The sequence below is a fragment of the Rahnella inusitata genome, assembly GCF_003263515.1.
Lineage (GTDB): Bacteria > Pseudomonadota > Gammaproteobacteria > Enterobacterales > Enterobacteriaceae > Rahnella > Rahnella inusitata.
On record NZ_JYDE01000037.1, the window covers coordinates 19286 to 45672 of the forward strand.

Consider the following 26387-nt stretch of genomic DNA (forward strand, 5'->3'; position numbering starts at 1 on the left):
CAGCCATTATGCTTTCATTTATATAACGAAGAGACAGAAGTACTGTTCGACGGTGGGATGATATTTTAATGAGGTGGGTAATTCAACAAAGAAGTTCAAATAAAAATGGGCGAAAAATGAAATATTTTTCTTGGGTTTTATTTTGATTGAGTTAATTAATTGCTTTTTAGTAAGTCGTTTTCTTTATAATTTCCGTATTGAAGTGTTTGTATCTGTCAACCGTATTAATTTTCAGGTGATATTAAATGATAGCCGGGAGTGTTAGTAATATAGCAGGTGTGGCTGACAGCCAGAGTAAACAGGTGTTTATGAGTTTGTGATGAGATTTATATTCTCTCAATGCTGTCATCTTATTGGCTTTCCAGATAGCTTTTTAAATAAGATGTCGCCTTGATTAAAAATATCCCTTTTTGAGAAATCACATAGTGAAATTATTGGGGGGGAGCATGATCAGGAGATGCTATTTTATTTGATACAGATCAAATGAGGCTTTTGCGATATATTGATAAGGGTTATGCATTTTAATGTATGATTTCTATACGTGATTATTGCACGGCGGCAAGTGTGCAAAATGGCGCGCTTCGTTATATCGTTGTTTAAGATTTCCGTCGTACTATGGAAATCTGTTCCATATCATGTTGGACGCCACCATTGAGCCCTGACAGACGCGCTGTAAACTACAAGAGACCCGCAATCAAATTGAAAAAGCCTGCTTTCAAGTTCAGGAAAATTGTTGTATTCGTTCTTTTCCTGCTTATCTGTGTCGGTCTGTACCTGATGGCACTGAACAGCTATTGCGATCAGGGCGGAAACTTTGACCTCGGTGTGTGCGCGATCACCTCTTTTATCCCCTTTTAAGCGTCAGCAGCATAAGAAAGCCCTGTTTTTTTGTGAACCGCTTCTCAGACTCGTCGGGAGTGATAAGATGTGTGTTCAGAACATTCAGTGGTAGGGTCGTAAATGTTTGATTTCGCAATGGGCCAAAACAGCCTGGCTTCATTGGCGTTGAGTGCACTCTCAGCGCTGTTATTCTTGTTGGTTTGGTTTTTTGTCAGCCGGGCCAGTGTCAGGGCGAACCAGCAGATTGAATTGCTGCAGGAAATTGCCGAGCAGCAACGTCAGCAAACAGAGTTGCTCAAGATTCTGACGGCCAGAGCCAAAGGCGCGGAGCCGGTGGAAGAGGCAGAAGAGGATTCCGCTCTCAGCCTGCGTGGATTTATTCCGGAAAGATAAAGTTAATGTGCTTTGCTGACCCGCCTCTGAGGCGGGTTTTTTGTTTGTGCTTTCCGGTCATAAATCTGTCTTAATCCTCCGGTAGTCTCCACGCATGTGCCCTGCATGATGGAAGAACTGATGATTAAATGGTCCGAAGAAAACGACAGTGATGTAAACCACAGTATCGCCTTACTGACCGGGGAAGAGCCTGAGAAGTGGTATCCCTACGGCGGCGTCAAAGGCAAAGATTATTGCAACAATCCCTCCGATGCGTGGCCCATTATTTGCGCCAATAAAATCAGCATAAATTTTAAAGAGTTGCAGAGCGATCCGCTTTGGCTTGCCGAAATTCAAAGCCCTGATGGACAGTGGCAGGCGCAAAGCATACGGCCTCTGCGGGCGGCGATGATCTGTTTCCTGCTAAGTAAAGAAAGTAAGGCTTGCGTGGAATAAAAAGCGCAGAGATACTCAGATTGCGACAAAGTATTGCAAAGAAGTGATTCGAATAAGCGTCGCATAAAAGCGATGCGTATCAAGTGATTAATGTTTCCTCATTTTGACAGTTGTGTCTAAGGCGGAGTCCATTATGAAGCGCATCATTAAAGGTGATAAAACTCTCTCCCATCTGGTGGTTGCTCATGCAGCTATCGACAGTCATGAAAAAGCCTACGGTAAGCGCCGGCAGGGCTGGCCTTCTACTTACCTCATCAAATATAAAGATGCGCGTGTTGCGGTCGAAGTAGTGACCCGCAGACAATCCTATGTTGCTACCCTCATGATCGGAGCCCGAAATTTAACCAAACTTTGCGGTATGCCTGCCTGAGTTCAGGGGGACATTCCACCTTAATGCAAACCGTGCCGGGTTTTCCCTGCACGGTTTTATTTTATGTGGGTTTTCTGATGAGGGATGCCTGGCGAAAATTACCGCGTGGAAACGGGCGTTTGAGCATCCGGAAAACTATTGTGATCAGATCAAGCAGCAGAAGCAGAGTACCTGTCAGTGCGAGTACCATCATGCCCGTCACGGCGAAGATCACGACTTTCAAGGTCGGTGGCAGCGTCAACCGGCGAAAGCGCGAACGCAGCCACAAACGTCCGTACTGTGTCTGTAGCTGGAAGATATGAGTCAGGCGCGAAGTGAATGTGTTGCGGGTCATCGTTGTCCTCCTTTTTGAACAGTTCCAGTAAAGCACAGAGTTATTAAGAGTTTCTTAACACGCCTCCGTGGTGACAATTGCACATATTTTTGCACTTTCTGCCTGTAGAGATATCGACAAGTATGCTAATTAATCTGGATGCAGGACGGCGCCGTACGCTGTTCACCCTGAAATAGCACCATCCAGGAGTCCTATGTCTGGTAAAAATCCCTATTACGATCCGTCAAAAAGCCATCATACACCTGACGGATTTACCAATATCGAACCGCATAATCGTCAGCAAGGAGATTTCAAACGCTGGCAACAGGAACGCAAAGCGCAGCGGCTGCCTCTGCCGCCGGAGAAGGGCTACGATCATTTTATTGAAAACTGGTGGCAGACCGCCGATTTCAGTGGCACGGATGATCGGTTGTGGTTTTTAGGCCACGCCTGTCTGCTGCTGCGCGTCGCGGGATGTTATATCCTGATGGATCCCGCGTTGTCGGAGCGTGCTTCGCCGTTGAGATTTTACGGACCGAAACGCAAAACGCCGGTCGCTGCTCCGGTTGATCAACTGCCGCCTATCGATGTGGTGATTTTTTCGCATAATCATTATGACCATCTGGACAATGTAACCGTACGCAAATTATTGCGTCGATTTCCGCAGGTGCAATTTATGGTGCCCCTTGGCATGAAGCGCTGGCTGGAGAAGCGGGGCGCGCATTTTGTCGAAGAGCTGGACTGGTGGGAAGAGCGCCAGTTCGGCGAACTGACATTATCTGCGGTTCCTGCGCGCCACTGGAGTATGCGAACGCCCTGGGATCGCAATCAGTCGCTGTGGTGCGGTTGGGTGGTCTCGCACCCCTCACTGCGCTTTTATTTTTCGGGCGACAGTGGTTACAGCAATCAGTTTGAAAAGATTGGCCAGCGTCTGGGACCTTTTGATTTGGCGGCAATTCCGATAGGTGCCTATGCACCAAGATGGTTCATGAGCGCGCAACATATGGACCCGCAACAGGCTGTGGACGTGTTTTCAGAGCTGCGTTGTCACAAAGCCGTGCCGATTCACTGGGGCGTTTTTGAATTAGCGGATGAATCTCTGGATCAGCCTTTGAAAGAATTAGCTCAGGCAATTTCGGAAAGCGTCTCGCCGGATATCAAATTTTCGCCGTTAAAAATCGGGGCGAGCATCACCAAAGAGTGAAATTATTCCTCATTCAAATTATAGGGCAGGAAAAATCTCATTCAGTGATTAATGAGAAGTATTATCACTTAAGAGGCATTTTATTTTACCCTGTTAAGGGTAAGGGTTAATGATTTGTTATTATTTATAAAGTGAATGGCAAAACACGATGAAATGCCTCTTCAGAGTTGCAAAATATTGCCGCGTCCGGCAGAGAATTATGTAGTTTATGACCATAAAGCTTCTCCCTGAGCCTAGCGGAGAGGGCTTTATGCTGCGGGAACTCATAGTGTGCCGTGAAGCACCTTGTCTGTCGTAATGTGGCAAACGCATACCCGTGACGTGAAACAGCGGGCTGTGTCGAAGAAAAGACCTGGATGTTACGCATCAGGAAATAAAATCTGCGAGGCAGATCACGGTAATTAATAATTATTATTCATATCGATATCTTATTAGTGAATAAGCGTGCCCTGGTTATTCTTCAGTTTTCATGTGAATTTAACGAAGTCGCAAACTTTAATTCATTATAATGTAAACAACGCCAGGCAACGAAATATACATGTGAGGATTAAGGGCTTTGAATTGAAATCCTCCGTCCGGTTTTTTCACTCACTAATATCCCTGCCAATGTAAAGGCGCACGGTTTAGGTGCATTAATTTCATTTGTTTGTTTTGTTTGCACCATTTTATTCATCCATGACCTTTTTGATTATTGCATAACCAGTCACATAACCTGAAAGCCACATCAGCGGGAGCGTCCTGCGATTGCTTATGGTCTAAATATTCCGCGACTCCTATGAGAGGCTGGTCGTGGCGATCCTGCACGCGGTCAGCAGGGGACTGATGCGTAAGCCATCTTCCGGGATATCCTCCATAAAAATTCAAATAAAGATGTTTTTTACGCTTACGGTTCTACATTAAATGATCAATAATCGAAACAGGTCGTTATTGTTTTGTTGGATATACCGCTGTACCTGTAAAGCAGAAAAAAGCATGTCTATCAACATATTTCAGCTTAACTGAACACGAAGTGCCATTAAGCGGCTCAAATATGTGCGACATGTCCATCGCTGATTAAAAATGGCTTGCCATCGAATTCAGAGTATGTGATAACGCTTCTGGGTAAAACGAGGTACAGTTCTGTATATGTGTGGCATTTTCAGTATAGAAGTTCTGAGTAAAGACGTTCACGTTGAATACCGCTTCTCTGCCGATTCTAATCTTAGTGCCTCAAGCAGTAACGACTCTAGTTTGTCTATGTAACGCCTACGGGCGGTTTAAACAATCCAAAGGAAATACTCAAGATGGCAAAGATCAAAGGTCAAGTTAAGTGGTTCAACGAGTCTAAAGGTTTCGGTTTCATTACTCCTGCTGACGGCAGCAAAGACGTGTTCGTACACTTCTCTGCAATCCAGGGTAACGGCTTCAAAACTCTGGCTGAAGGCCAGAACGTAGAGTTCGAAATCCAGGACGGCCAGAAAGGCCCGTCTGCAGTTAACGTAACTGCAATCTAAGCAGCGTCCAGCTGTAAAAAAACCCGCCAAGGCGGGTTTTTTTGTGTCCGGCATTCAGAGAATGATGATCCCGGATTGCTGATTGCGTCCGCTGATGCCAGGATGCGCCGGATCTTTTTCTCGCTGATGGCTGTTGCGGCGATAGCTGGTGTAGTTGAAACCGGTGCCGGTTTCATCGGGTGTGCATATCGTGCAACGGCCAGCGTGATCGATGTCGGCAAAGCCCAGCGCGCGTAATTTCGCTTCGGCAATAGCGGCCAGATTCAGATGGCGCGGCACAGGTGATATCAGTGAAGGCGGAAAATCAAGGCGCTGCATATACGTGTCCGTCAGCTCCTGACTCACTTCATAGCAGCAGGCACCCGCCGCCGGGCCGATAGACACCACCCAGTCAGCCGTATCTCCTGACGCGTTAATTCGGGCAGCCATCAGTTCCAGAATCCCGTCGATCAGACCCCGCCAGCCCGCGTGGACTACGCCGGTTTGCTTGCCATCTTTGCGGCAAAAAATCACCGGTAAACAGTCCGCCGTGAATACCGCCAGAAGAATGCCGGGCGTTGAGGTGAAGAACCCATCTGCTTCGCCACAGGCCTGTCCAGACTGAGTGACATCGACTATCCGAACGCCATGCACCTGCTTCTTGGCAGGACGGGTGGATTCGTAAGATTGTAACTCAGCAGGAAGCAAGGTGTGCTTATCACCGAAGCCATGAAGAATACCGGGTATTTGACGGAGTAAGGCTGAGCTGTCACTCATCTCAAGTCTCGTTAAGGAAAGGTCATGGCATCAGTGTAGCTGGCTTTTGGCCGGACTTTCCAGCGGTTGCAACCACCAGTCGCCTTCTTTAGACTTAACATTATTGCGAATATTCGCCCCTCAGACTTTCCTTGCAGGTTTCCCGCATGACTTATCAGTGTCCACTTTGTTTCCAGCCTCTTGAGCTGACCGGCCAGCAATGGCGCTGTCCGCAGAATCATCAGTTTGATCATGCCAAAGAAGGCTACGTCAATCTGATGCCCGTGCAGCATAAACGCTCGAAGCAACCGGGGGACAGTACTGAAATGATGATGTCACGCCGTGCCTTTCTTGATGCCGGCCATTATCAGCCGCTGCGCGATCGTCTGGTGACTCTCCTTGATGAACTGTTGCCGCAAAACGCGACGGCTCTGCTCGATATCGGTTGCGGGGAAGGGTATTACACGACGGCTATTGCTGAACGGTTAGCTCTGACGCGTGCGATGAAAGTGTATGGACTGGATGTAGCGAAGGTCGCGATTCGTTATGCGGCGAAGCGGTATCATTCGGCGGCTTTTTGCGTGGCTTCCAGCCATCGTTTACCCTTCGCCGAGGCCTCGCTGGACGCCGTGGTGCGGATCTACGCACCCTGCAAGGCGCAGGAGCTGTACCGCGCCGTTAAACCGGGTGGCGTGGTGTTAACCGTTGCACCAGGGCCGCGCCATCTGTATCAGCTGAAAGGGCTGATTTATCAGGATGTGCAGTTGCATGCGGAGCTGGATGAACAGCTGGAGGGCTTCGAACGTATTGCGACGGAATCCCTCGCCTACGCTATGCAGCTTACCGGGCCGGAGGCGTTTGATTTATTGCAGATGACACCTTTTGCATGGCGCGCGACGGAAGAGGTGATGGCGAATCTGAAGGCTGAGACGGCGTTCGGTTGTGAGACTGATTTCGTCATCAGGCTGCATCAGCGCAAACCAGATGACGAAAGCATTAATTCTTAATTTAGTCTTTCAGGGTTGAAGACCAGGCTACTGATTTTCAACCATCACTTTGTAAATCTTCTCTAAATCATCCAGCTCGTTTACGCGGATCAATAACTTCTTCTGTTCCAATTCAAACACCAGCACACCATCTTCTGAGAGATTCATACTGCGGATCCTGTCATAAGTGATGAAGGTATTGGCGAAGTAAAACCCTTTGGGCTTGAACAGCAATTTTGGCCAGCGAATAAAAGAAAGATAGAACGCCACCAGCGCCAGACCAATCAACAAATAGTTGGTAAGTGGCGTGCCATTGGCCTGAATATTGTTGTAAAGCAGGATCGCCAGCAAGCCAATGAAGATGATGGAATCGAGCTTATTGCGGCGACGAAGATTGACTCTGAGGCGGGTTTTGCCGTTTTTGGCTCCCATGATGAATTCGTCGTAGATGGCATAGGCCAGCAGCATGAAGGTGAAAAGGGCGAGGACGATATCGGTCACGGACATGAAAAAACTCCAGCGTACTGCCAACAGGCAAAGCAAAATAAAAGCAGAAACAGACAAACTCAGGCAATAAAAAAGCCGGAGGAGTGATCCCCCGGCTTGTGGTTATCAGAGACCTAACAGGCCAATCCAGTAACCGAAGATCCCGATGGCGAAGAAGCCAACGATGATCCACAACGCATTCACTTTCCGACGCAGCAGCCACATACAGCCGAAGGTCAGCAGCAATGGCACCAGACCCGGCATCAGCTGGTCCAGAATCGTCTGTACCGTAGTGACCGTGGTATGACCGGTTTGGTCGGTTATCTTCGATACCACCAGCGGAATGTTAACGTGCGTCCATTTGTTAACCAGTGCCCCCATGACAAAGAGGCCGAGAATCGACGCCCCCTCGGTCAGTTTTTGCAGGAAGCCGCCGCCCATATCACCTACGATATCGACACCTTTTTTGTAGCCATAAGCCACACCGTAATAACGGGTCAGCAGGCGTACAAGGTTAAACAATACGAAGAACAGCAATGGCCCAAGCAGACTCCCGGTCATCGCGATACCCGCACCCAGTGCAGCAAACACCGGACGTACAGTACCCCAGAAGATCGGGTCACCCACACCTGCCAGAGGACCCATCAGACCGACTTTCAGGCCGTTGATGGCCGCGTCGTCGATAGGAGCGCCGTTGGCACGCTGTTCTTCCATCGCAAGCGTTACGCCCAGAACCGGCGCGGCAACATATGGATGGGTGTTGAAGAATTCCAGGTGGCGTTTAATTGCCGCTTTGCGATCGTCGTTATTTTCAGGATAGAGACGACGAATAGCAGGCACCATACAGAAACAGAAGCCCAGAGCCTGCATACGTTCGAAGTTCCATGACCCCTGGAAAAGGTTGGAGCGCATAAACACACCGCGGATGTCGCCTGCCGTGAGTTTTTTAACTTCAGTTTTATCAACCATGTCCTTCACCCTTAATCCAATTCGTTATCGAGGTCGTTAACACCCGGAGCTGCCGCTGCTTGCGCAGATTTGTTGTATTTCGGGCTCAACTGGATGTAAAGCACTGCCATCACCACACCAATCACACCCAGTGCAACCAGGTTGAAGTTAGTGAATGCCGCAGTCACGAAACCGAGGTAGAAGAAAGGCATCAGGTAGCCAGCACGCATCATGTTAATGACCATGGCGTAACCGACGACGACAATCATACCACCCGCAATATTCAGACCGTTGGTGACCACTTCCGGAATCGATGCCAGCAAGTCATGAACGATGGCAGTACCCACGGAAACAGCAACAATCACGGCTGGAATAGCGATACGCATTGCTTGGAGAACCAGCGCCGAAACGTGGATCCAGGTAATCGCGCTCAGGTTTCCTTTCTCAGCGGCTTTATCAGCAGCATGCTGGAAGGCAACGGTGATAGTACGAACGATAATGGTTAATACCTGACCTGCTGCAGCCAGAGGGATGGCTAATGCAATACCGGCACCGACAGACTGTCCGCCTGCGATAACCAGAATGGTAGAAATGATGGAGGCGAGGGCGGCATCCGGCGCAACAGCAGCACCGATGTTCATCCAGCCAAGCGCGATCATTTCCAACGTACCGCCGATAATAATCCCGGTTTTAACATCACCCAGAACAAAACCGATCAAAGTACAGGCAACTAACGGACGGTGAAACTGGAATTCATCCAGAATCGAACCCATCCCGGCAATACATGCAACAATAAATATCAGCACAATTTGTAGTGTGGTGATCTCCATTGCACTTCTCCTATGACCAAAGGACGCTGAGTAAAAACAAGCACATCAGATGCAGATAACGTTGAGAAAATCTGCGTTTGACGCCTGTGCTTATTAATTCATCTTATTAATAAGATCCATCATCTTAAGACGTGAATCCGAGGACACTTTACGCACTTCAAGTTCAATACCTTTTTCATTCAGTTTTTTGAATGCTTCGATATCTTTCTCGTCGACGGACACGGCGTTATTCACCTGGGTTTTACCCTGACGGAATGCCATACCACCAATGTTGACCGATGTAATCTTCACGCCACCGTCAACCACACGCAGAACGTCGGTTGGGTTGGTGAACAACAACATCACGCGGTCGCCAGCGTATTTCGGGTTGTTGTAAACACGGATAGCTTTCTCCACGTCGACAACGTGTGCGGTAACACCAGGAGGAGCAACCTGAGTCAGCAACGTTTTACGCACGGTGTCGGCAGCCACTTCATCGCTGATGACAATAATGCGGTTGACGTTGGTTTCTTTGGTCCAGCGGGTCGCGACCTGGCCATGGATCAAGCGGTCATCAATACGAGCAAGACCGATTTTCATGTAGTCATTCGGACCGGAAGGTTGAACCGGGGCGGCTTTTTTCGGTACCGGTGCGGCGACAGGCGCTTCTGTGGCAGGTTCCGGGGTTTTCAGCGCTTTCACGCCGATACGTCCGGTTTCCACTGCAATAGCAACCAGTTCTGCGAAGGACGGGTTGTCATCACGGGCCATGAAAGTTTCTGCCAGCATAGGGATGTTAACACCGGTGACAACTTCGTAATTTTCCTTATCGACAACAATGCGGCTGGCGGCGTTAAACGGGCTGCCACCCCAGGTGTCGACCAGGAAAAGGACGCCGCTGCTGGTGTCTAAACCACCCAACTTTGCCGTGTACTTTTCGATCAGGGTTTCGGCATTCTCGCCGGGTACGAAATCGATATAGGCGACATTATCCTGCTCACCTAAAATCATTTCCGCTGTTTTCAACAACTGTTCAGCTGCTGACCCGTGCGTGCCGATGATAATAGCAATACTCACTCGCTACCTCCTCTGTTAACTCGGTTAAGAGTTATGCACATAAGTAATGGTGCTGATGATGATATCCGCCCGTTTTTATTCCTGAGGCGGACAGAGCGTTCCCTGCGTGAGAATGAACCCACTAATGTCCGTTAATTTCTGATAACACTGATAAACAGTAAAACGGCAGAACCTCAACAGGTTGTGCGACGTGATTTATTTTAGTGTGTGAAAAAATAAATTTTGTGACGACTGTCCGTTATTCAAAGACGTATTGTGAATACGCTTCCACGTGCCTAATAAAACAGCATAGATGTTTCAGAATAATGCAGGAGGTAAAAGATCGCACTTTCGTCCGATAATCATTCCTGATAAAGTGATTTTCCAAATAATTGAACAGGAGTACCGGGCCTCAGCCCTCCCTATGGACTGTCACCGACGTCACTATTCTTCGCTTTTTCACCTCATCGTTACCGGCAAATCCGCCCCAATGGGCCTGATTTTTGCCGCACTGAAACCGCTTTCATCTGTAAGTCATACAGCTAAAACACTTTGCCGGGTCTCTGATTGCCCAGCGAATCGCGTTTCTTTGCGTCTTTTTTCTTTAACTCATTGCGGAGTCTGAAATGGAATTTTTGATGGACCCTTCAATATGGGTCGGTTTGCTGACACTTGTCGTTCTGGAAATTGTTCTGGGTATCGACAACCTGGTGTTTATCGCCATCCTTGCGGACAAACTGCCACCAAAACAGCGTGATAAAGCACGTATCATCGGCTTATCCCTAGCTCTGATTATGCGTTTAGGCCTGCTGTCGCTTATCTCGTGGATGGTCAAACTGACCACGCCGCTGTTTAGCATTGCGCAGTTCAGTTTCTCCGGACGCGATTTGATCCTGTTGCTCGGCGGGGTATTCCTGCTGTTCAAAGCGACGACGGAGTTGCACGAACGGCTGGAGGGGCATGAAGAGCACGGTTCGCAAAACCGCGGCTACGCCAGCTTCTGGTCGGTCGTGGCGCAGATTGTGGTGCTGGACGCCGTGTTCTCACTCGATGCGGTGATTACCGCCGTTGGCATGGTCAACAACCTGTACGTCATGATGACGGCGGTGGTGATTGCCATGGGTGTCATGCTGCTGGCGTCGAAGTCGCTGACCCGTTTTGTGAACAATCATCCGACGGTGGTGGTGCTGTGTCTCAGCTTCCTGCTGATGATCGGTCTGAGCCTGATTGCTGAAGGTTTTGGTTTCCATATTCCGAAAGGTTATCTGTACGCCGCGATCGGTTTCTCCATTCTGATTGAATTGTTCAACCAGATTGCACGCCGTAACTTCCTGAAAAGCCAGTCCACACGACCGATGCGTGAACGTACGGCAGAGGCGATTCAGCGTCTGATGGGCGGGAAACGTCAGCATCAGAATGAAGATGAACCCTCAGGTGATGCCGTTCCTGCCAATGAGACTTTTGCGGAAGAAGAACGTCACATGATAACCGGCGTACTGACGCTGGCCTCGCGTTCGCTGCGCAGCATCATGACGCCGCGCACCGAGATCTCCTGGGTGGACTGCGAACGCTCACCGGCTGAAATCCGCAGCCAGCTGCTGGACACGCCGCACAGTCTGTTCCCGATTTGCCGTCATTCTCTGGATGACGTGATCGGCGTGGTGCGGGCGAAAGATCTGCTGGTGGCGCTGGAAAAGGGTGAAAGCATCGTGGCCTTTGCCGAGAAAACGCCACCGATCGTGGTGCCGGAAACGATGGATGTCATCAATCTGCTGGCCGTGCTGCGTAAAGCGAAAGGCCGTCTGGTGGTCGTCAGCAACGAATTTGGTGTGATTCAGGGGCTGGTTACGCCGCTGGACGTGCTGGAAGCGATTGCCGGTGAATTCCCGGACGAGGACGAAACGCCAGACGTGATTGCCGACGGTGATTCCTGGATAGCCAAGGGTGGCACGGATTTACATCTGTTACAGCAGATCCTGGACATTAACACGCTGGTCAGCCCGGACGATGATTTTGCGTCACTGGCGGGTCTGTTGTTATCGAAATCTGGCCAGATGCCTGTCGCAGGTGAAGTGATTGAAATGGCCTCGCTGCACTTTGAAATTCTCGACGTGACAGATTATCGGATCGAGCGCGTGCGGATCACGAAAATCCAGTCTGAAGACCATTGGGAAGAAGACCAGTAATAGCGGTTCACTTCTGTTTAAAACGGCGACTCCGGTCGCCGTTTTTTATGCTTCTTACTCTCAGCGATTATTCATCAACCGGTTGCATGGCCTGGGTGGATTTCTCATAACGCGCCAGCCAGATCGGGAATACCTCAATCGGCATCGGCCTGGCAAAATAGTATCCCTGCAGGGAATCGACTTTGCGTTTACGCAGATAATCGACCTGTTCACGAGTTTCGACACCTTCGGCAATCAGCTTGAGATTCAGCCGCTGCGCCAGCGTGATGATGGTATCGGTAACCGTTGCGTTGATCGCATCAGTACCAATCGAGGCGGTAAACGCCTGGTCTATCTTCAGCACGTCCGGGTTCAGCGTTTTCAAATAACTCAGTGAACTGTGGCCGGTACCGAAATCATCGATCGCCAGTAATATCCCCATCTCTTTCAACTGTGAAATCTCGGCGGCTCGCAATTCCTGCAAGCGCGTGCGCTCAGTCAGTTCCAGCATTAGCGAGACAGAAGGCTGTGCAGGCAGCCAGATTTTGCGGATGTCATCCACAATTTCCATATTATTAAAATGCTGCGCGGCGACGTTAATACTGACGTAAAAACCGGAAGTGGCGGGGAAGACGGAGAGATTATCGGTAACCGTTTTAATCAGATAGCGTGTCAGCCCGATGATAAGCCCATGCTGTTCTGCCAGCGGAATAAAAACATCGGGCGAAACCCATTCCTGTCGGCGATTCTTCCAGCGCATCAGCGTTTCGACACCAATACAGCGGCCATCGACACTGTTGATAATCGGCTGACAATAGACTTTGAATTCGCGGTGCGAAATCCCGTGGCTTATCGGATACGCCAGACTGATCCGGCTGCCGGATAACAAATAGACCGCCGTTGCGGTCAGCAAACTGATCAGCACCGAAAGAGGAAGATGGGAAGCCAGTTCTGACCAGGCCAGTGCGGACGCTTCCTCACCATAAATCGACACGGAAAAATCATAGTTCGGTGATTTTACGGTCAGCAACGGCCGCTGCGGTAAATTCAAGCTTTGCATGATTTCATTCTTGCCATATTCGAGGCTTTGCTTCACCACGTTCAGGACAATATGGCGCGCATACGGAGGCTGTGGTTCAAGCAGGAAATTCGACAGGATCCCGATGTTATAGACGAACAGTTCACCGTTAAGATTATCAGCCGTGGCAGGTTGCCAGAGTAGCAAAGTAGGAATATCTAACCTGCTTAATTTTGCTGCGCGAAGCTCCAGCCGCGTTCGGCCCTGAGCGATATCCGGCAGGGTTTTGCTGAAACTCAGATCCAGCGCGCCAATTAGGCTTGAACAGGTAATTGTGCCATTGGTCACCAGCGTGATAGAACGCAAGGTTTGCATGCGTGCCACTGTTTGCTGCATGGCAGGTTGTAACTCACGACAGGTGAGCGCCGGGTCAACGGGTGTTTTTCGCGCGGCCTGGGAAGCCGGTTCAAGGAGTTTTTCGAGTTTTTCAACGGTGTGCATCGCCACGCGTTGTTGATCCGCAGAGATAACCCGACTTTGTTCGTAAATACGAATACCCAGCGTAAGAATAAGGGTCAATAAACCCATAGCGCCGGCCAACGCAAGGCGATAGTAGCGATACTTCGCAAGTCCGGTCTGGGAGAACAGCATCGTTCTAATCCTTGTATCCCGTGTAATGTGCAGGCTCACAAATAGTCATTTATAAAGGGTTTACCTGGGCGTAACAGCCGTTTTGTTATTATTGATAGTAGCTGTAAATCGAAGCAGGCTCTTTCTCTTTATCGGGTGTAAAACTGAAAGAAAATCCCTGTCTGTGACGTTGTCACGCATTTTACACCTGTGAATCCTGGACGTTTGAGCGCTAGAACCTATTGAAGCAGCCTGAGTGGCTAAACACGCGGAAATCAGCATGCCGTACCCGCGGGGTATAAAGCAAGTGTCATATCCATTATGTATTGATAATACAAAAGGTTGTTCTTAGCGAAGAGTTAATGGCTACACGATAGTACCGGTGCGGTATTTTGTGCGTCACACAGCCAAAAGTCATCTGGCAATGTGACGCAGCCAAGAGAAAAACTCAGTAATATCAGTCGCACTGCACCTTGATCGCCAGACCACCGCGTGACGTTTCGCGGTATTTGGCGTTCATGTCTTTGCCCGTTTCGTACATGGTTTCAATCACTTTATCGAGAGAAACCCGTGGCTCACTGGTGCGGCGCAGCGCCATGCGTGCCGAGTTAATGGCTTTCACCGACGCGATAGCATTACGCTCGATGCAGGGCACCTGAACCTGACCGGCCACCGGATCACAGGTCAGCCCCAGATTGTGCTCCATACCGATTTCCGCCGCCACGCAAACCTGCTCAGGACTGCCGCCCAGTAATTCAGTCAGACCGGCGGCGGCCATTGAACAGGCCACGCCGACTTCGCCCTGGCAGCCCACTTCCGCACCTGAAATCGACGCGTTCATCTTATAAAGAATGCCGATAGCGCCGGAGGTGAGGAAATAGCGCAGATAAATATCCGGGCTGACGGACTGAATGTACTTGTCATAATACGCCAGCACCGCCGGAACAATCCCGCAGGCACCGTTAGTCGGAGCAGTGACCACGCGGCCACCGGCGGCGTTTTCTTCGTTCACCGCCAGCGCAAACATATTCACCCAGTCGATCACGTTCATCGGGTCTTTAGACAGCTGATCGTTGGACACCAGCATCCGGCGCAGAGCCGATGCCCGGCGCGGAACACGCAGCGGGCCGGGAAGCACGCCTTCAGTGTTTAAACCGCGATCGATACACGCCTGCATGGTGTGCCAGATTTTCTCGAAATATTGCTCAATCTCTTGCTTACTGTGCTGTGCAAGCTCGTTTTGCATCATCAAGCCGGAGAGCGAGAGGCCATTTTCTTTGCACTTTGCCAGCATTTCACTGGCCGAATTAAAGCTGAACGGAACGGACACTTCGTCCAGTACCGGCTGGCCGAAATGCTCATCATCGACGATAAAACCACCGCCAACCGAATAATACGTTTTGCTGTACACCAGTTTGTCACCGGCAAACGCGTGGATCTGCATGGCGTTTTCATGGCGCGGCAGGTTCTCGCTGCGAAACACCATACCGGTGTCACGCGGGAAATCGACTTCGTGCTGAGTGGTGCCGAGCGGCAAACGCTCACGCTGCTCAACGTCGCGGATAAAGTGCGGAATGCCGTCGATGTCAACGGTGTCAGGCTGGTTACCGGCCAGACCTAAAATAATGGCGATATCTGTGTGGTGGCCTTTACCTGTCAGCGACAGGGAGCCAAAAACGTCCACGGCGACACGCGTAACGGCAGGCATCATGCCCTGTTCAAGCAGGTCATCAGCGAACTGTTTACCGGCTTTCATCGGGCCCAAAGTATGGGAACTGGAAGGGCCAATCCCGACCTTGAACATGTCGAAAACGCTAATCACGTCGAATACTCCTGTAATGGAAAACGGCAGGGAACGGGATCCCTGACAGCCACAAATGAATTTGTGGCTAGATCTATAGTGTAAAAGGGCTTTGGGGCAAAAGTGTCTATTTTCGCATGAAATAAACTTATTTGATGCGAAAGTGTGATCGATGTGTAACCACTGAGGTCAGTCTTTAACCTGCCGGGCCAGCTGACGAATGATCGACGCCGTTAATCCCCAGACAAATTGCTGCTGATACCAGGATAAATACACCCGGTGATGAGTGCCACGGCGATGAATATCCAGAGAATGATAGCGGGCCAGATCGAAAGCTTCCTGAAGCGGCATTTCGAATATTTCCGCCACTTCATCTTCCGCCGGATGGAAGGTGACATCCACCGGCAGCAAGCCGATCACCGGCGTGACCTGAAAACCGCTGCTGCTGTCCTGCGGGGCTAAAGTGCCTAATATATGTACCTGCTCCGGAGGTATCGCGACCTCTTCCTGCGTCTCGCGCAGCGCAGTGGCGATAATCGACGCATCCGTGGCATCCGCCGCTCCGCCCGGAAACGCCACCTGACCGGCGTGCTTGCGCAGGCTGTCTGAGCGGCGGGTCAGCAAAATAGTGGGTTCTTCGCGGCAAATAATCGGGATCAACACTGCTGCATGGCGGGTGCCGCGTAGCAGCGGCGCGGGCCTGCGCGGCTGCTGTAACTGAAAGCGCAGAATGAAATCTTTCACTGCGGGCGAAAATGTCTGCACCGGCGGGTGTTGTTCCAGCAAACTCATGGCTGAGCATCTCCTAACTGCGGCAAAATGCGGGCGATTTTATCAAACGTCTCCTGATATTCTGCCTGTTCCTGACTGTCCGCAACAATCCCGCCGCCCGCCCAGCAATAGATTTTACCCTGTTCAGTCAGCAGAGTGCGGATGGTGATATTGCTGTCCATCGTGCCACAGCAGCTGATGTAAGCAATACTGCCGCAATAACCGTTGCGGCGCTGGGGTTCGAGTTCTTCGATAATTTCCATCGCGCGGACTTTTGGCGCACCGGTGATAGAGCCGCCTGGAAAACAGGCACGCAGCAGGGCGCTGGCATGGCAGTTAGCCGGTAATTCGGCGGTAATCGTGCTGACCAGATGATGCACCGCGGGGAAGGGTTCGACGACAAACAATTCCGGCACCCGCACGCTGCCGGGCATCGCCACCCGGCCAATGTCATTACGCAGTAAATCGACGATCATCAAATTCTCGGCGCGGTCCTTTTCCGATGCTGCCAGACGTTCCGCCTGACGGGCATCTTCGGCCGGATCTTCACAGCGCGGCAGCGTGCCTTTAATTGGTCGCGTCTGTATCTGCTGGTCTTTCAGCCAGATAAAGCGTTCGGGAGAAAGGCTGAGCACGGCGTTTTCCGGCAACCGCAGAAACGCCGAGAAGGGCGCGCGGTTGGCCTGATTCAGCCGCAGAAACGCCTGCCATTCATCACCCTGATAGGCCGTGGCGAACCGTTGCGCCAGATTGATTTGATAGCAGTCGCCGCTGTGAATGTATTCCTGAATCCGGCGGAATTTCACGCCGTATTCTTCGCGACTCATATTGGCCTGCCACGGCGCATCAAGGTGGAAAGGCAGCCTGTTCACCGGTTGCGTATGCTGTTCCAGCCAGCGTATACGCGCCTGAATATCGCCATGACACACCAGAGTCAGACGCTGTAAATGGTGATCGGCAATGAGCGCCCAGTCATAAATACCGACTGCCATGTCCGGAAGCGTTATGTCGCGCTGCGCGATGTCTGGCAGCGTCTCAACGCGGCGGCCCAAATCGTAGCCAAACAGGCCGAGTGCACCGCCCAGAAACGGAAAGTCATCAGAGGTTTCTGCCTGCAGTTTTGAGGCGGAGAGCTGTTCTTCCAGCAACGCAAACGGATCTTCTTTCCGTGATGCCACGGTACCCTTACTCGAGATATGCGTGACCACACCGCGTGTGGTCAGAGTAACCAGCGGATCGGCGACCAGAATATCGAAGCGGTTGTGCTGATGTTGCGCTGCGCCGGAATGCAGCAGCATTGCCCACGGCAAAACTGAAAGCGGCGCGAACTGCGTCAGCAGGGCGTCCGGCTGATACGGCAAAGGGTGGAAAGCAAGGGAGTGAGCGGGTTGCATGACGGGTTTCAGTTTCTCTGGCGCGATGAATGACGTTACAGGCCTGCGATCCTAACATAGATTCCGCCCCCGGAAACCAGCACAGGCGATTTGCATGAATAAGGCGTATACTGTGCAACCCCGCAGCCTGCGGGCGTTGTTTATCTTGCAACAATCACCACGTACAACAGGAACCTCCCATGCTGACAGGTATGCCTTCACTATCACATAACGAACAAGAACAGGCCGCCGATCGTATCCGCCAGTTAATGGAAAACGGCATGAGCAGCGGCGAAGCCATTGCCACCGTTGCGGCAGAAATCCGTGAAACGCATAAAGGCGATCGCGTGACCGTCATTTTTGATGACGAAGACGAATAACATCCCGTCCTGAAAGTGTTCTCTTTCAGGTACGTTGTGATGAAAAAAAACCGGAGCCTTTGCAGGCGTCCGGTTTTTTTTGTGCGAAATTCGCAGGAATTAACCTTTCACGACCACCGCAGCGGCGGCCTGTTTGGCCTGTTCTACCGCATCTTCGACGTTATCTGCAATCGCCAGCGCAACGCCCAGACGGCGTTTTCCGCTGATTTCCGGCTTGCCGAACAGGCGAATCTGATTGTAACCGGTCAGCGCATTTTCCAGACCGCTGAAGGTGACGTTGCTGCTGGTCAGCTCAGGCAGAATAACGGCAGAGGCGGAAGGGCCGAACTGGCGGATATTGCCCACCGGCAGGCCAAGAAAGGCGCGAACGTGCAGGGCAAACTCGGAGAGATCCTGAGAAATCAGCGTCACCATGCCGGTATCGTGCGGGCGCGGTGAAACTTCGCTGAAGATCACATCGTCGCCGCACACAAACAGTTCGACGCCAAACAGACCTTTGCCGCCAAGGGCTTTTACGACTTTTTCGGCAATCTCTTTCGCACGTTGCAGGGCCAGTTCGGTCATTTGCTGTGGCTGCCAGGATTCCCGGTAATCTCCGTCTTCCTGACGATGGCCGATTGGCGCGCAGAAGTGGATGCCATCAACGGCGCTGATGGTCAGCAAAGTTATCTCAAAATCAAATTTCACCAGGCCTTCTACAATGACGCGACCGCCACCGGCACGACCGCCTTGCTGCGCGTAATCCCAGGCGGTTTGCAGCTGTTCTGCGCTTCGGATCAGGCTTTGGCCCTTACCCGATGAGCTCATAACCGGCTTGATAATGCACGGGTAACCGATTGCGTCTACAGCCTGACGAAAAGAGGCTTCGTCATCCGCAAACTGGTAAGTAGACGTCGGCAGTTGCAGCGTTTCGGCAGCCAGACGACGGATCCCTTCGCGGTTCATGGTCAGGCGCGTGGCTTCGGCGCAAGGCACCACGTTGTGACCCTGTTTTTCCAGCTCGACCAGCATACTGGTGGCGATAGCTTCGATTTCCGGCACGATGAAGTCAGGACGTTCGCTTTCGATAACCTGTTTCAGGGCGTCGCCGTCCAGCATATTAATGACATGGCTGCGATGAGCGACCTGCATTGCCGGTGCATCGGCGTAACGATCCACGGCGATCACTTCCAGGCCAAGACGCTGGCATTCAATCGCCACTTCTTTCCCGAGTTCGCCAGAGCCTAACAACATGACGCGGGTGGCGCCGGTGCGCAGTGCAGTACCAATGGTTAACATAGCTTCGTACCCAGATCTGTGATGAAGAAAAATGAGAATTTCGGCGCGCAGTATATCTGAATTAATGGGCAACGAAAACGATTGCGCAGCAGGTTCGCCGAATTCGTCGCGGAGCAAAGCAGGGCGTCCAAGGGATTTTTTCAGCCAGTTTTCTGCCGTTTAAGGCAGTCAGCGGGCGTCTCTGTTATCATTTAGCCAAACCATGGCGTCAGACCACCTGCCGCTGCTTCGATTTTTGCCTCACATAAAGAGTTATCGCCTTGAGCACGCATTCCTTTTCAGCCCTGACACTGCCCGCTGAGCAACTTTCTAACCTGACCGAACTGGGTTATACCGAAATGACCCCGATTCAGGCCGCTTCACTGCCTGCCATTTTGCAGGGGCAGGACGTCCTGGCCAAAGCCAAAACCGGTAGTGGCAAAACAGCTGCATTCGGGATCGGTTTGCTGAACAGTATCACCGTGGCGCAGTTCTACGCTCAGGCGCTGGTATTGTGTCCGACCCGCGAACTGGCGGATCAGGTGAGTAAAGAGTTACGTCGTCTGGCTCGCTTTACCCAGAACATCAAGATTCTGACCCTCTGCGGCGGCCAGTCAATCGGCCCGCAGCTGGAATCACTGGTTCGTCAGCCGCATATCGTGGTGGGGACGCCGGGGCGTATTCAGGAACATTTGCGTAAAGGCACCCTGAAGTTGGATCAGCTGAAAGTGCTGGTGCTGGATGAAGCCGACCGCATGCTGGACATGGGCTTTAGCGAAGACATTGAAGACGTGGTCAGCTACACGCCGCCCGCCCGTCAGACGCTGCTGTTCTCCGCGACGTATCCGGACGGCATCGAGCGTATTAGTTCTAAATTCCAGCGTCAGCCGTTGAAGGTCGAAATCGAAGGCGAAGAAGACGTTGCGGATATCAAGCAGGTCTTTATCGAAGCCGACAAACATCAGCGTTTGTCGCTGCTGGCAGCGGTGCTGTATCAGCATCAGCCCACGTCCTGCGTGGTGTTCTGTAACACTAAGCGCGATTGTCAGGATGTCTGCGATGCGCTGTCCGCCAAAGGCATCAGCGCACTGGCGCTAAACGGCGATCTTGAACAGCGTGACCGTGACCGTGTGCTGGTACGTTTCTCCAATGGCAGTTGCCGCGTGCTGGTCGCCACCGACGTGGCGGCGCGCGGGCTGGACATCAAAGATCTCGGTCTGGTGATCAATTACGAGCTGTCGTTCGACCCTGAAGTGCATATCCACCGCGTAGGCCGTACTGGCCGTGCAGGCACCAGCGGTCTGGCCGTCAGTTTAGTCACGCCGCAGGAAATGGGGCGTGTTCACGCACTGGAAGATTATACCCGTCAGACCTTTGTCTGGCAGCCGGCTGCGCAGGCGTTGGCCGCTACGCCGGTGGCGCTGGATCCTGTCATGGCTACCCTGTGCATCGATGGTGGCCGTAAAGCCAAAATCCGCCCCGGTGATATTCTCGGCGCGCTGACCGGTGAAGCCGGCCTGACCGCTGCCGAAGTCGGTAAAATTGATATGTTCCCAATCCACGCGTACGTGGCGATTCGTCAGAAGAGTGCCAAAAAGGCGTTGCAGCGTTTGCAGGAAGGGAAGATCAAAGGCAAGAACTGCAAAGCCATCATCTTACGGTAAGCATTATGCGTTGTTCGTCATATTGTTAATGTTGTGTTATTACCTTGTTGGGGATTATATTATCTATCGCAAGCGATGACCTTGTCAGTTGTAGGGATATAAATCCTGCAAGGTCACTGGTAATGATCGACAAAAAGCGGGAAGACGAACAATGAAAAAGATGATCTCAGGCGTAGTGATCGCCATAGCAGGAATGAGCGGGATGACTCAGGTAGCGCAGGCTGCGGAGCCTGAAGTCAGAACGGCAACGGTCGCGCCTTGCTCTACCGCCAGCAAAGATGAGATTGCGGCGCTGGTTAAACGTGATTTCCTGCAAAACCGCATTCCGCGCTGGGATGCGGACAAGAAAACGCTCGGCACGTCTACGCCGGTGGCGTGGGTGGCGCCTGACAGTATCGGCGGCGATAACGCGAAGTGGACCATTCCGCTGAAAGTTCGCGGCGATCACACCGACAAAACGTATCAGGTGACACTCAATTGCCAGCTCGGTGAAATCAGTTACAGCACGCCAGTCTGAGTTATACCTGCGTCCGTTTCCTTGGGCGGACGCATTATTCCTTTCATTTCCGTCTCTTGGTTTCCCCGCCTAAACCTGTCACTCTTGTCATACCACTAAGAGGACAAAGAGATCCCGCGATGATGACACCTCCAAAGGCTGAGAAACGCCCTAAAATCCTGAGCGCGCACGGTACTGAACGCGTCGATAACTATTACTGGCTGCGTGACGATGACCGCACCGATCCTCAGGTTCTGGCTTATCTCACAGCTGAAAATGAATACACCGATGAGGCCATGAAACCGCATCAGGCGCTGCGCGAAACACTCTATGGCGAGATGGTGGCGCGCATTGCCCAGCAGGATCATTCTGTTCCTTATGTTAAACACGGTTTCCGCTATCAGACCCGCTACGAGCCGGGCAACGAATACGCCATTTATCTGCGCCAGCCTGCTGACGAACACGAACAGTGGGCGACCCTTATCGACGGTAACGAGCGCGCCAAAGACAGTGAGTTTTATACGCTGGGCGGGCTCGATATCAGCCGTGATAACAAACGTATGGCCGTTGCTGAAGATTTTCTGTCACGCCGCCAGTACGACATCCGCATCAAAAATCTGGATGACGAAACCTGGGCTGACGATCTGCTGAAAAACACCTCCGGCAGCAGCGAATGGGCGAACGATTCTCAAACGTTGTATTACGTGCGCAAACACAAGAAAACCCTCCTGCCATATCAGGTCTATCGCCACGTTGTCGGCACCGATCCGAAAACCGACAAACTGGTGTACGAAGAGAAAGACGACACGTTTTATGTCGGGCTGGATAAAACCACCTCAGAAAAATACATCCTTATCCATCTCGACAGCACCACGACATCCGAGATTTTGCTGCTCGATGCTGACGATCCGCAGGCAAAACCTCAGGTGTTTCTGTCGCGCCGTAAAGATCACGAGTACGCGCTGGATCATTACCTCGGCAAGTTCTATATCCGCTCGAACAAAGACGGCAAAAATTTCGGCCTGTATAAAAGTGATAACGGCGAAGAGTCCGGCTGGCAGGCGCTGATCGCACCGCGCGTAGAAGTGATGCTGGAAGGTTTCAGTCTGTTCCGAGACTGGCTGGTAGTGGAAGAGCGCGAACAGGGGCTGACGCATCTGCGTCAAATCCACTGGCAAACCGGCGAAGAAAAATCGCTGGCGTTTGACGATCCGACCTACACCACCTGGCTGGCATACAACCCGGAACCGGATACCGCGCTGCTTCGCTACGGCTATTCTTCCATGACCACGCCAAGTACCTTGTTTGAGCTGGATCTGGATACGCAAGAACGCACCTTGCTCAAACAGCAGGAAGTGAAAGATTTTGATGCGGCGAATTACCGCAGCGAACGGGTCTGGGTCACAGCCCGCGACGGCGTGAAAGTGCCGGTGTCGCTGGTCTACCGCCATGAACTTTTCAAACCGCACCAGAATCCGCTGATGCTTTACGGCTACGGTTCCTACGGCAGCAGTATGGATCCTGCTTTCAGCGGCAGTCGCCTCAGCCTGTTAGATCGCGGTTTTGTTTTCGCGCTGGCGCACATCCGCGGCGGTGCTGAGCTCGGTCAGCAATGGTATGACGACGGTAAACTGTTCAACAAACTGAACACTTTCCATGATTTCATCGATGTCACTAAAGAGCTGGTGGCCGAAGGCTATGGCGATGCGAAACAGGTCTATGCAATGGGCGGTAGTGCAGGCGGTTTGCTGATGGGGGCGATCATCAATCAGGCGCCGGAGTTGTATCACGGCATTGTTGCGCAGGTTCCGTTTGTCGACGTCGTCACCACGATGCTCGATGAGTCTATCCCGCTGACGACTGGCGAATACGACGAGTGGGGCAATCCGAACGAAAAGCCTTATTACGACTACATGCTGCAATACAGCCCCTACGATCAGGTGCGTGCGCAGGCATATCCGCACATGCTGGTCACCACCGGTCTGCATGATTCTCAGGTGCAATACTGGGAACCGGCAAAATGGGTTGCCAGGCTGCGTGATGTGAAAACCGACAGCAATCAGCTACTGATGCACACGGATATGGATTCCGGGCATGGCGGCAAATCCGGTCGCTTTAAAGCTTACGAGGATATCGCGCTGGAGTACGCCTTCGTGGTAGCGCTGGCTTCGAAAAACTAAATCTAAAAAATTTCATCTAAATAAAAAAACCCGCGCTCGGCGGGTTTATTCTACGAAGTACATTGTTAAGCAGATGCTTTCTTGGCTTTTTTATCAGCCTTTTTTTCGGCAGGGGTTTTCAATGGCTTCTTCTTCGCATTCTTTTTGCTATCCATTCCTTTACTCATAATCGCCTCTCTTTAAAGCTGGTGGATTGGGTTGCTCACCTATTTAGAGCCAAATCCGTTCCGGTTGCAAGCTCCTTTGTGTTTCCAACAGTACTTTACAGTCACGGAATACGCCGCCGCTTAGCGGGGGAAAAAGAAATTGCGTGATAAGTATGCGAACAGCATACAAAAAGCCGATTTTCGTGGATTACAACTTGTTGTTGGCTGGCTGATGCGCTGTTATTGGGTTGTAAATGTATCCATCAATACTCTGGCCAACTAGAACAGGAAATGTCATGCCAAAATTAAAAGGGTTGTATCCACCGCGTGAGGCTTATGCCTGCGGCATGCTTGATACCGGCGACGGCCATCAGGTTTACTGGGAACGCAGCGGAAACCCACAAGGCAAACCGGCAGTCTTTATTCACGGCGGCCCCGGCGGCGGCTGTTCCTCCGTCCACCGTCAGTTGTTTGATCCGAATGATTATGACGTCATGCTGTTTGATCAGCGTGGCTGCGGGCGTTCAAAGCCTCATGCGAGCCTCGACAACAACACCACATGGCATCTGGTGGAAGATATCGAGCGTCTGCGTAAAATGGCAGGCGTTGAGAAATGGCTGGTGTTCGGCGGTTCGTGGGGTTCCACGCTGGCGCTGGCCTATGCCCAGACGCATCCCGAACATGTCAGCGAAATGGTGCTGCGTGGTATCTTCACCATGCGTAAGCAGGAACTGACCTGGTACTATCAGGACGGGGCATCGCGATTCTTCCCGGAAAAATGGCAGCGGATTTTGTCAATTTTATCAGAAGAAGAACGCAAAGACGTGATCGCCGCTTATCACAAGCGACTGACGTCAAACGACCGCGCGGTGCAACTGGAGGCCGCTAAAATCTGGAGCCTGTGGGAAGGGGAAACGGTCACGCTTCTGCCTGCGGAAGGTTCGGCGTCGTTTGGTGAAGATAACTTTGCGTTGGCCTTTGCCCGTATCGAAAACCATTACTTTACACATCTGGGTTTTTTAGAGACCGACGATCAACTGTTGAGAAATGTCGACCGCATCCGTCACATTCCTGCGGTGATTGTGCATGGCCGCTACGATATGGCCTGTCAGGTGCAAAACGCCTGGGATCTGGCGAAAGCCTGGCCGGAAGCCGAGCTGCACATTATCGAAGGAGCAGGGCACTCATTTGATGAGCCGGGCATTCTCGATCAACTGATCCGCACCAACCAGCAATTTGCTACCCGCCGTTAATCTTTCCTAATCCCGTTTACCTGCGCCAGCAACGTTACTTTTGCTTCGGTTCGTAAGGTAAGCGGGAGAATTTATGTGATTCCCCACGGTAATGCATCACGCGCTCGCGAAAGTACGTACGCAGGTGCTCAGGCTGTTGGCGTTCCACCATTTCAGCGACAACCGGCATGTTGTAACGCTCTTTGAAAGCGACCGCCGAAGCCGCCAGATCGATGTTGATGCGATCCATCTCTTCTTTACTGATTTCCGCCAGATTGATACTCATTGCGACATCCCGTGACTCTGTTTTGACCGGCATTGTACCCGAGGCCACCGCCGGGGTGAATGCTGACATCTTATTTTTATGAACAGCCATTAAGCTAAATTATTACTGATGTTATGCAGGTGAATAAGAACCATTCACGTTGTGGAATTGATAATTAGCTTCAATTAGGCCGGGAGTTTTATTTTATCAAATAGGAATGATTCTTTTTAATATATACATGCATGTTAATGGTTCTCATTATTATATATTTGCCATTATAATTAATCCTTTTAAATCAATGAAATAAAATTAAATGTTGCTTATGTGGATATTAATGTGAATCGCCTGTTTTTATTTTGTGTCGATGCGGGCATAATGCGGATAAATAAACCCATTCCCCTGCCTTAATTTATTTATGGAGCCGCATCATGCTTAAAAAAGAAATGATCGATCAGCTTAATGAACAGCTGAACCTCGAGTTTTATTCTGCCAATTTATATTTGCAGATGAGTGCATGGTGCAGCGCCAAAGGCTACGAAGGTGCGGCTGCGTTTCTGAAAAAGCATTCCATGGAAGAGATGGATCACATGCATCGCCTGTTCAAATATGTCAGCGATACCGGCGCATTGCCTTTGCTGGGCGCGATTGCTGCACCGCCGGTGACATTTGAGTCTCTGTCCGATCTCTTCATGCAGACCTACGAGCATGAGCAATTGATCACTCAGAAAATCAACGAACTGGCCGATCTGGCGATGACTCTGAAAGATTATTCTTCCTTCAACTTCCTGCAATGGTACGTCGCAGAGCAGCATGAAGAAGAGACCTTGTTCAAATCCGTTCTCGACAAACTGTCGCTGGTCAGCAATACCGGTAACGGCTTGTTCTTCGTTGATAAAGATCTCAAAAATATGGCAGCGCAAGCCCCGGCGGCGTAAACCCCG

The 26387-nt window shown here is 51.2% G+C and carries 27 protein-coding genes; 15 read left to right on the forward strand and 12 right to left on the reverse strand.

Going from position 1 to position 26387, the window contains the following annotated elements; genetic code table 11:
* The first annotated feature begins 729 nt into the window (after window positions 1-729).
* From mgrB to TU92_RS19135, 4 genes are all read left to right on the forward strand, one after another.
* Entirely contained in the window at window positions 730-858 is a 129-nt protein-coding gene (gene mgrB / locus TU92_RS22670; RefSeq protein WP_461492218.1) for a PhoP/PhoQ regulatory lipoprotein MgrB, read from the forward strand.
* 102 nt (window positions 859-960) lie between these two features.
* The gene (locus TU92_RS19125) at window positions 961-1233 is read left to right on the forward strand and encodes a YebO family protein (RefSeq protein WP_112168758.1); all 273 of its coding nucleotides are present in this window, start codon (window positions 961-963) and stop codon (window positions 1231-1233) included.
* Window positions 1234-1353: 120 nt separating this feature from the next.
* The gene (locus tag TU92_RS19130) at window positions 1354-1668 is read left to right on the forward strand and encodes a phage protein NinX family protein (RefSeq protein WP_112168836.1); all 315 of its coding nucleotides are present in this window, start codon (window positions 1354-1356) and stop codon (window positions 1666-1668) included.
* A 133-nt stretch (window positions 1669-1801) separates the two neighbouring features.
* The gene (locus TU92_RS19135; RefSeq protein ID WP_013576199.1) at window positions 1802-2038 is read left to right on the forward strand and encodes a DUF4060 family protein; all 237 of its coding nucleotides are present in this window, start codon (window positions 1802-1804) and stop codon (window positions 2036-2038) included.
* A 61-nt stretch (window positions 2039-2099) separates the two neighbouring features.
* Here TU92_RS19135 and TU92_RS19140 read toward each other — a convergent pair whose 3' ends face one another.
* Window positions 2100-2372 carry a hypothetical protein gene (locus tag TU92_RS19140; RefSeq protein ID WP_112168759.1) on the reverse strand — a complete coding sequence of 91 codons (273 nt, stop codon included), beginning with the start codon at window positions 2370-2372 and terminating at the stop codon, window positions 2100-2102.
* Window positions 2373-2565: 193 nt separating this feature from the next.
* Between TU92_RS19140 and TU92_RS19145 the strand changes: the two genes are divergently transcribed.
* From TU92_RS19145 to cspE, 3 genes are all read left to right on the forward strand, one after another.
* The gene (locus TU92_RS19145) at window positions 2566-3555 is read left to right on the forward strand and encodes an MBL fold metallo-hydrolase (protein WP_112168760.1); all 990 of its coding nucleotides are present in this window, start codon (window positions 2566-2568) and stop codon (window positions 3553-3555) included.
* A gap of 1125 nt (window positions 3556-4680) precedes the next feature.
* The gene (locus TU92_RS19150; protein WP_071823629.1) at window positions 4681-4797 is read left to right on the forward strand and encodes a DUF2627 domain-containing protein; all 117 of its coding nucleotides are present in this window, start codon (window positions 4681-4683) and stop codon (window positions 4795-4797) included.
* A gap of 41 nt (window positions 4798-4838) precedes the next feature.
* Window positions 4839-5048, forward strand: coding sequence for a transcription antiterminator/RNA stability regulator CspE (gene cspE, locus TU92_RS19155; RefSeq protein ID WP_002221949.1), 210 nt, complete (start codon window positions 4839-4841; stop codon window positions 5046-5048).
* 54 nt (window positions 5049-5102) lie between these two features.
* On the opposite strand, the gene TU92_RS19160 is transcribed toward cspE, so the two are convergent.
* Window positions 5103-5804, reverse strand: coding sequence for a purine nucleoside phosphorylase YfiH/LACC1 family protein (locus TU92_RS19160; protein ID WP_112168761.1), 702 nt, complete (start codon window positions 5802-5804; stop codon window positions 5103-5105).
* Window positions 5805-5950: 146 nt separating this feature from the next.
* Between TU92_RS19160 and rlmA the strand changes: the two genes are divergently transcribed.
* Window positions 5951-6790, forward strand: coding sequence for a 23S rRNA (guanine(745)-N(1))-methyltransferase (gene rlmA, locus TU92_RS19165; RefSeq protein WP_112168762.1), 840 nt, complete (start codon window positions 5951-5953; stop codon window positions 6788-6790).
* A 27-nt stretch (window positions 6791-6817) separates the two neighbouring features.
* On the opposite strand, the gene TU92_RS19170 is transcribed toward rlmA, so the two are convergent.
* The 4 genes from TU92_RS19170 to manX form a co-directional block, all read right to left on the reverse strand.
* Window positions 6818-7276, reverse strand: a complete 459-nt coding sequence (locus TU92_RS19170; protein ID WP_112168763.1) for a DUF986 family protein — start codon at window positions 7274-7276, stop codon at window positions 6818-6820.
* A gap of 105 nt (window positions 7277-7381) precedes the next feature.
* Window positions 7382-8224: a PTS mannose transporter subunit IID gene (locus TU92_RS19175; RefSeq protein WP_112168764.1), complete on the reverse strand. Its 843-nt coding sequence runs from the start codon at window positions 8222-8224 to the stop codon at window positions 7382-7384.
* Between the two features lie 11 nt (window positions 8225-8235).
* Window positions 8236-9033, reverse strand: coding sequence for a PTS mannose/fructose/sorbose transporter subunit IIC (locus TU92_RS19180; RefSeq protein WP_056778907.1), 798 nt, complete (start codon window positions 9031-9033; stop codon window positions 8236-8238).
* Between the two features lie 93 nt (window positions 9034-9126).
* Window positions 9127-10089 carry a PTS mannose transporter subunit IIAB gene (gene manX, locus TU92_RS19185; RefSeq protein WP_112168765.1) on the reverse strand — a complete coding sequence of 321 codons (963 nt, stop codon included), beginning with the start codon at window positions 10087-10089 and terminating at the stop codon, window positions 9127-9129.
* A gap of 605 nt (window positions 10090-10694) precedes the next feature.
* Between manX and TU92_RS19190 the strand changes: the two genes are divergently transcribed.
* On the forward strand, window positions 10695-12254 hold the full coding sequence (locus tag TU92_RS19190) for a TerC family protein (RefSeq protein ID WP_112168766.1): 1560 nt from the start codon (window positions 10695-10697) through the stop codon (window positions 12252-12254).
* A 67-nt stretch (window positions 12255-12321) separates the two neighbouring features.
* On the opposite strand, the gene TU92_RS19195 is transcribed toward TU92_RS19190, so the two are convergent.
* The 4 genes from TU92_RS19195 to pabB form a co-directional block, all read right to left on the reverse strand.
* Window positions 12322-13902 (reverse strand): EAL domain-containing protein, encoded by a 1581-nt coding sequence (locus tag TU92_RS19195; RefSeq protein ID WP_112168767.1) that lies wholly within the window; start codon window positions 13900-13902, stop codon window positions 12322-12324.
* 436 nt (window positions 13903-14338) lie between these two features.
* The gene (locus TU92_RS19200; protein ID WP_112168768.1) at window positions 14339-15703 is read right to left on the reverse strand and encodes an L-serine ammonia-lyase; all 1365 of its coding nucleotides are present in this window, start codon (window positions 15701-15703) and stop codon (window positions 14339-14341) included.
* Between the two features lie 168 nt (window positions 15704-15871).
* Window positions 15872-16474 carry a CoA pyrophosphatase gene (locus TU92_RS19205; RefSeq protein ID WP_112168769.1) on the reverse strand — a complete coding sequence of 201 codons (603 nt, stop codon included), beginning with the start codon at window positions 16472-16474 and terminating at the stop codon, window positions 15872-15874.
* A complete protein-coding gene (gene pabB, locus TU92_RS19210; RefSeq protein ID WP_112168770.1) occupies window positions 16471-17847 on the reverse strand; it encodes an aminodeoxychorismate synthase component 1 in 1377 nt (458 codons plus the stop codon). Before pabB ends, TU92_RS19205 begins: the two co-directional genes overlap by 4 nt.
* Window positions 17848-18026: 179 nt before the next feature.
* On the opposite strand from pabB, the gene TU92_RS19215 reads away from it, so the two are divergent.
* Window positions 18027-18206, forward strand: a complete 180-nt coding sequence (locus TU92_RS19215; RefSeq protein ID WP_056778924.1) for a YoaH family protein — start codon at window positions 18027-18029, stop codon at window positions 18204-18206.
* A gap of 99 nt (window positions 18207-18305) precedes the next feature.
* Here TU92_RS19215 and purT read toward each other — a convergent pair whose 3' ends face one another.
* Entirely contained in the window at window positions 18306-19484 is a 1179-nt protein-coding gene (gene purT, locus TU92_RS19220) for a formate-dependent phosphoribosylglycinamide formyltransferase (RefSeq protein ID WP_112168837.1), read from the reverse strand.
* A gap of 254 nt (window positions 19485-19738) precedes the next feature.
* Between purT and dbpA the strand changes: the two genes are divergently transcribed.
* The 4 genes from dbpA to pip all read left to right on the forward strand — a co-directional run bounded on the left by dbpA (window position 19739) and on the right by pip (window position 25202).
* Entirely contained in the window at window positions 19739-21127 is a 1389-nt protein-coding gene (gene dbpA / locus TU92_RS19225) for an ATP-dependent RNA helicase DbpA (protein WP_413529913.1), read from the forward strand.
* Between the two features lie 151 nt (window positions 21128-21278).
* Window positions 21279-21644, forward strand: a complete 366-nt coding sequence (yebF, locus tag TU92_RS19230) for a protein YebF (RefSeq protein WP_112168772.1) — start codon at window positions 21279-21281, stop codon at window positions 21642-21644.
* 119 nt (window positions 21645-21763) lie between these two features.
* On the forward strand, window positions 21764-23803 hold the full coding sequence (locus TU92_RS19235; RefSeq protein WP_112168773.1) for a S9 family peptidase: 2040 nt from the start codon (window positions 21764-21766) through the stop codon (window positions 23801-23803).
* A 442-nt stretch (window positions 23804-24245) separates the two neighbouring features.
* Window positions 24246-25202 carry a prolyl aminopeptidase gene (gene pip / locus TU92_RS19240; RefSeq protein ID WP_112168774.1) on the forward strand — a complete coding sequence of 319 codons (957 nt, stop codon included), beginning with the start codon at window positions 24246-24248 and terminating at the stop codon, window positions 25200-25202.
* A 34-nt stretch (window positions 25203-25236) separates the two neighbouring features.
* On the opposite strand, the gene TU92_RS19245 is transcribed toward pip, so the two are convergent.
* On the reverse strand, window positions 25237-25467 hold the full coding sequence (locus TU92_RS19245) for a DNA polymerase III subunit theta (RefSeq protein WP_112168775.1): 231 nt from the start codon (window positions 25465-25467) through the stop codon (window positions 25237-25239).
* Between the two features lie 407 nt (window positions 25468-25874).
* On the opposite strand from TU92_RS19245, the gene ftnA reads away from it, so the two are divergent.
* Entirely contained in the window at window positions 25875-26381 is a 507-nt protein-coding gene (gene ftnA, locus TU92_RS19250) for a non-heme ferritin (RefSeq protein ID WP_112168776.1), read from the forward strand.
* Window positions 26382-26387: the final 6 nt, after the last annotated feature.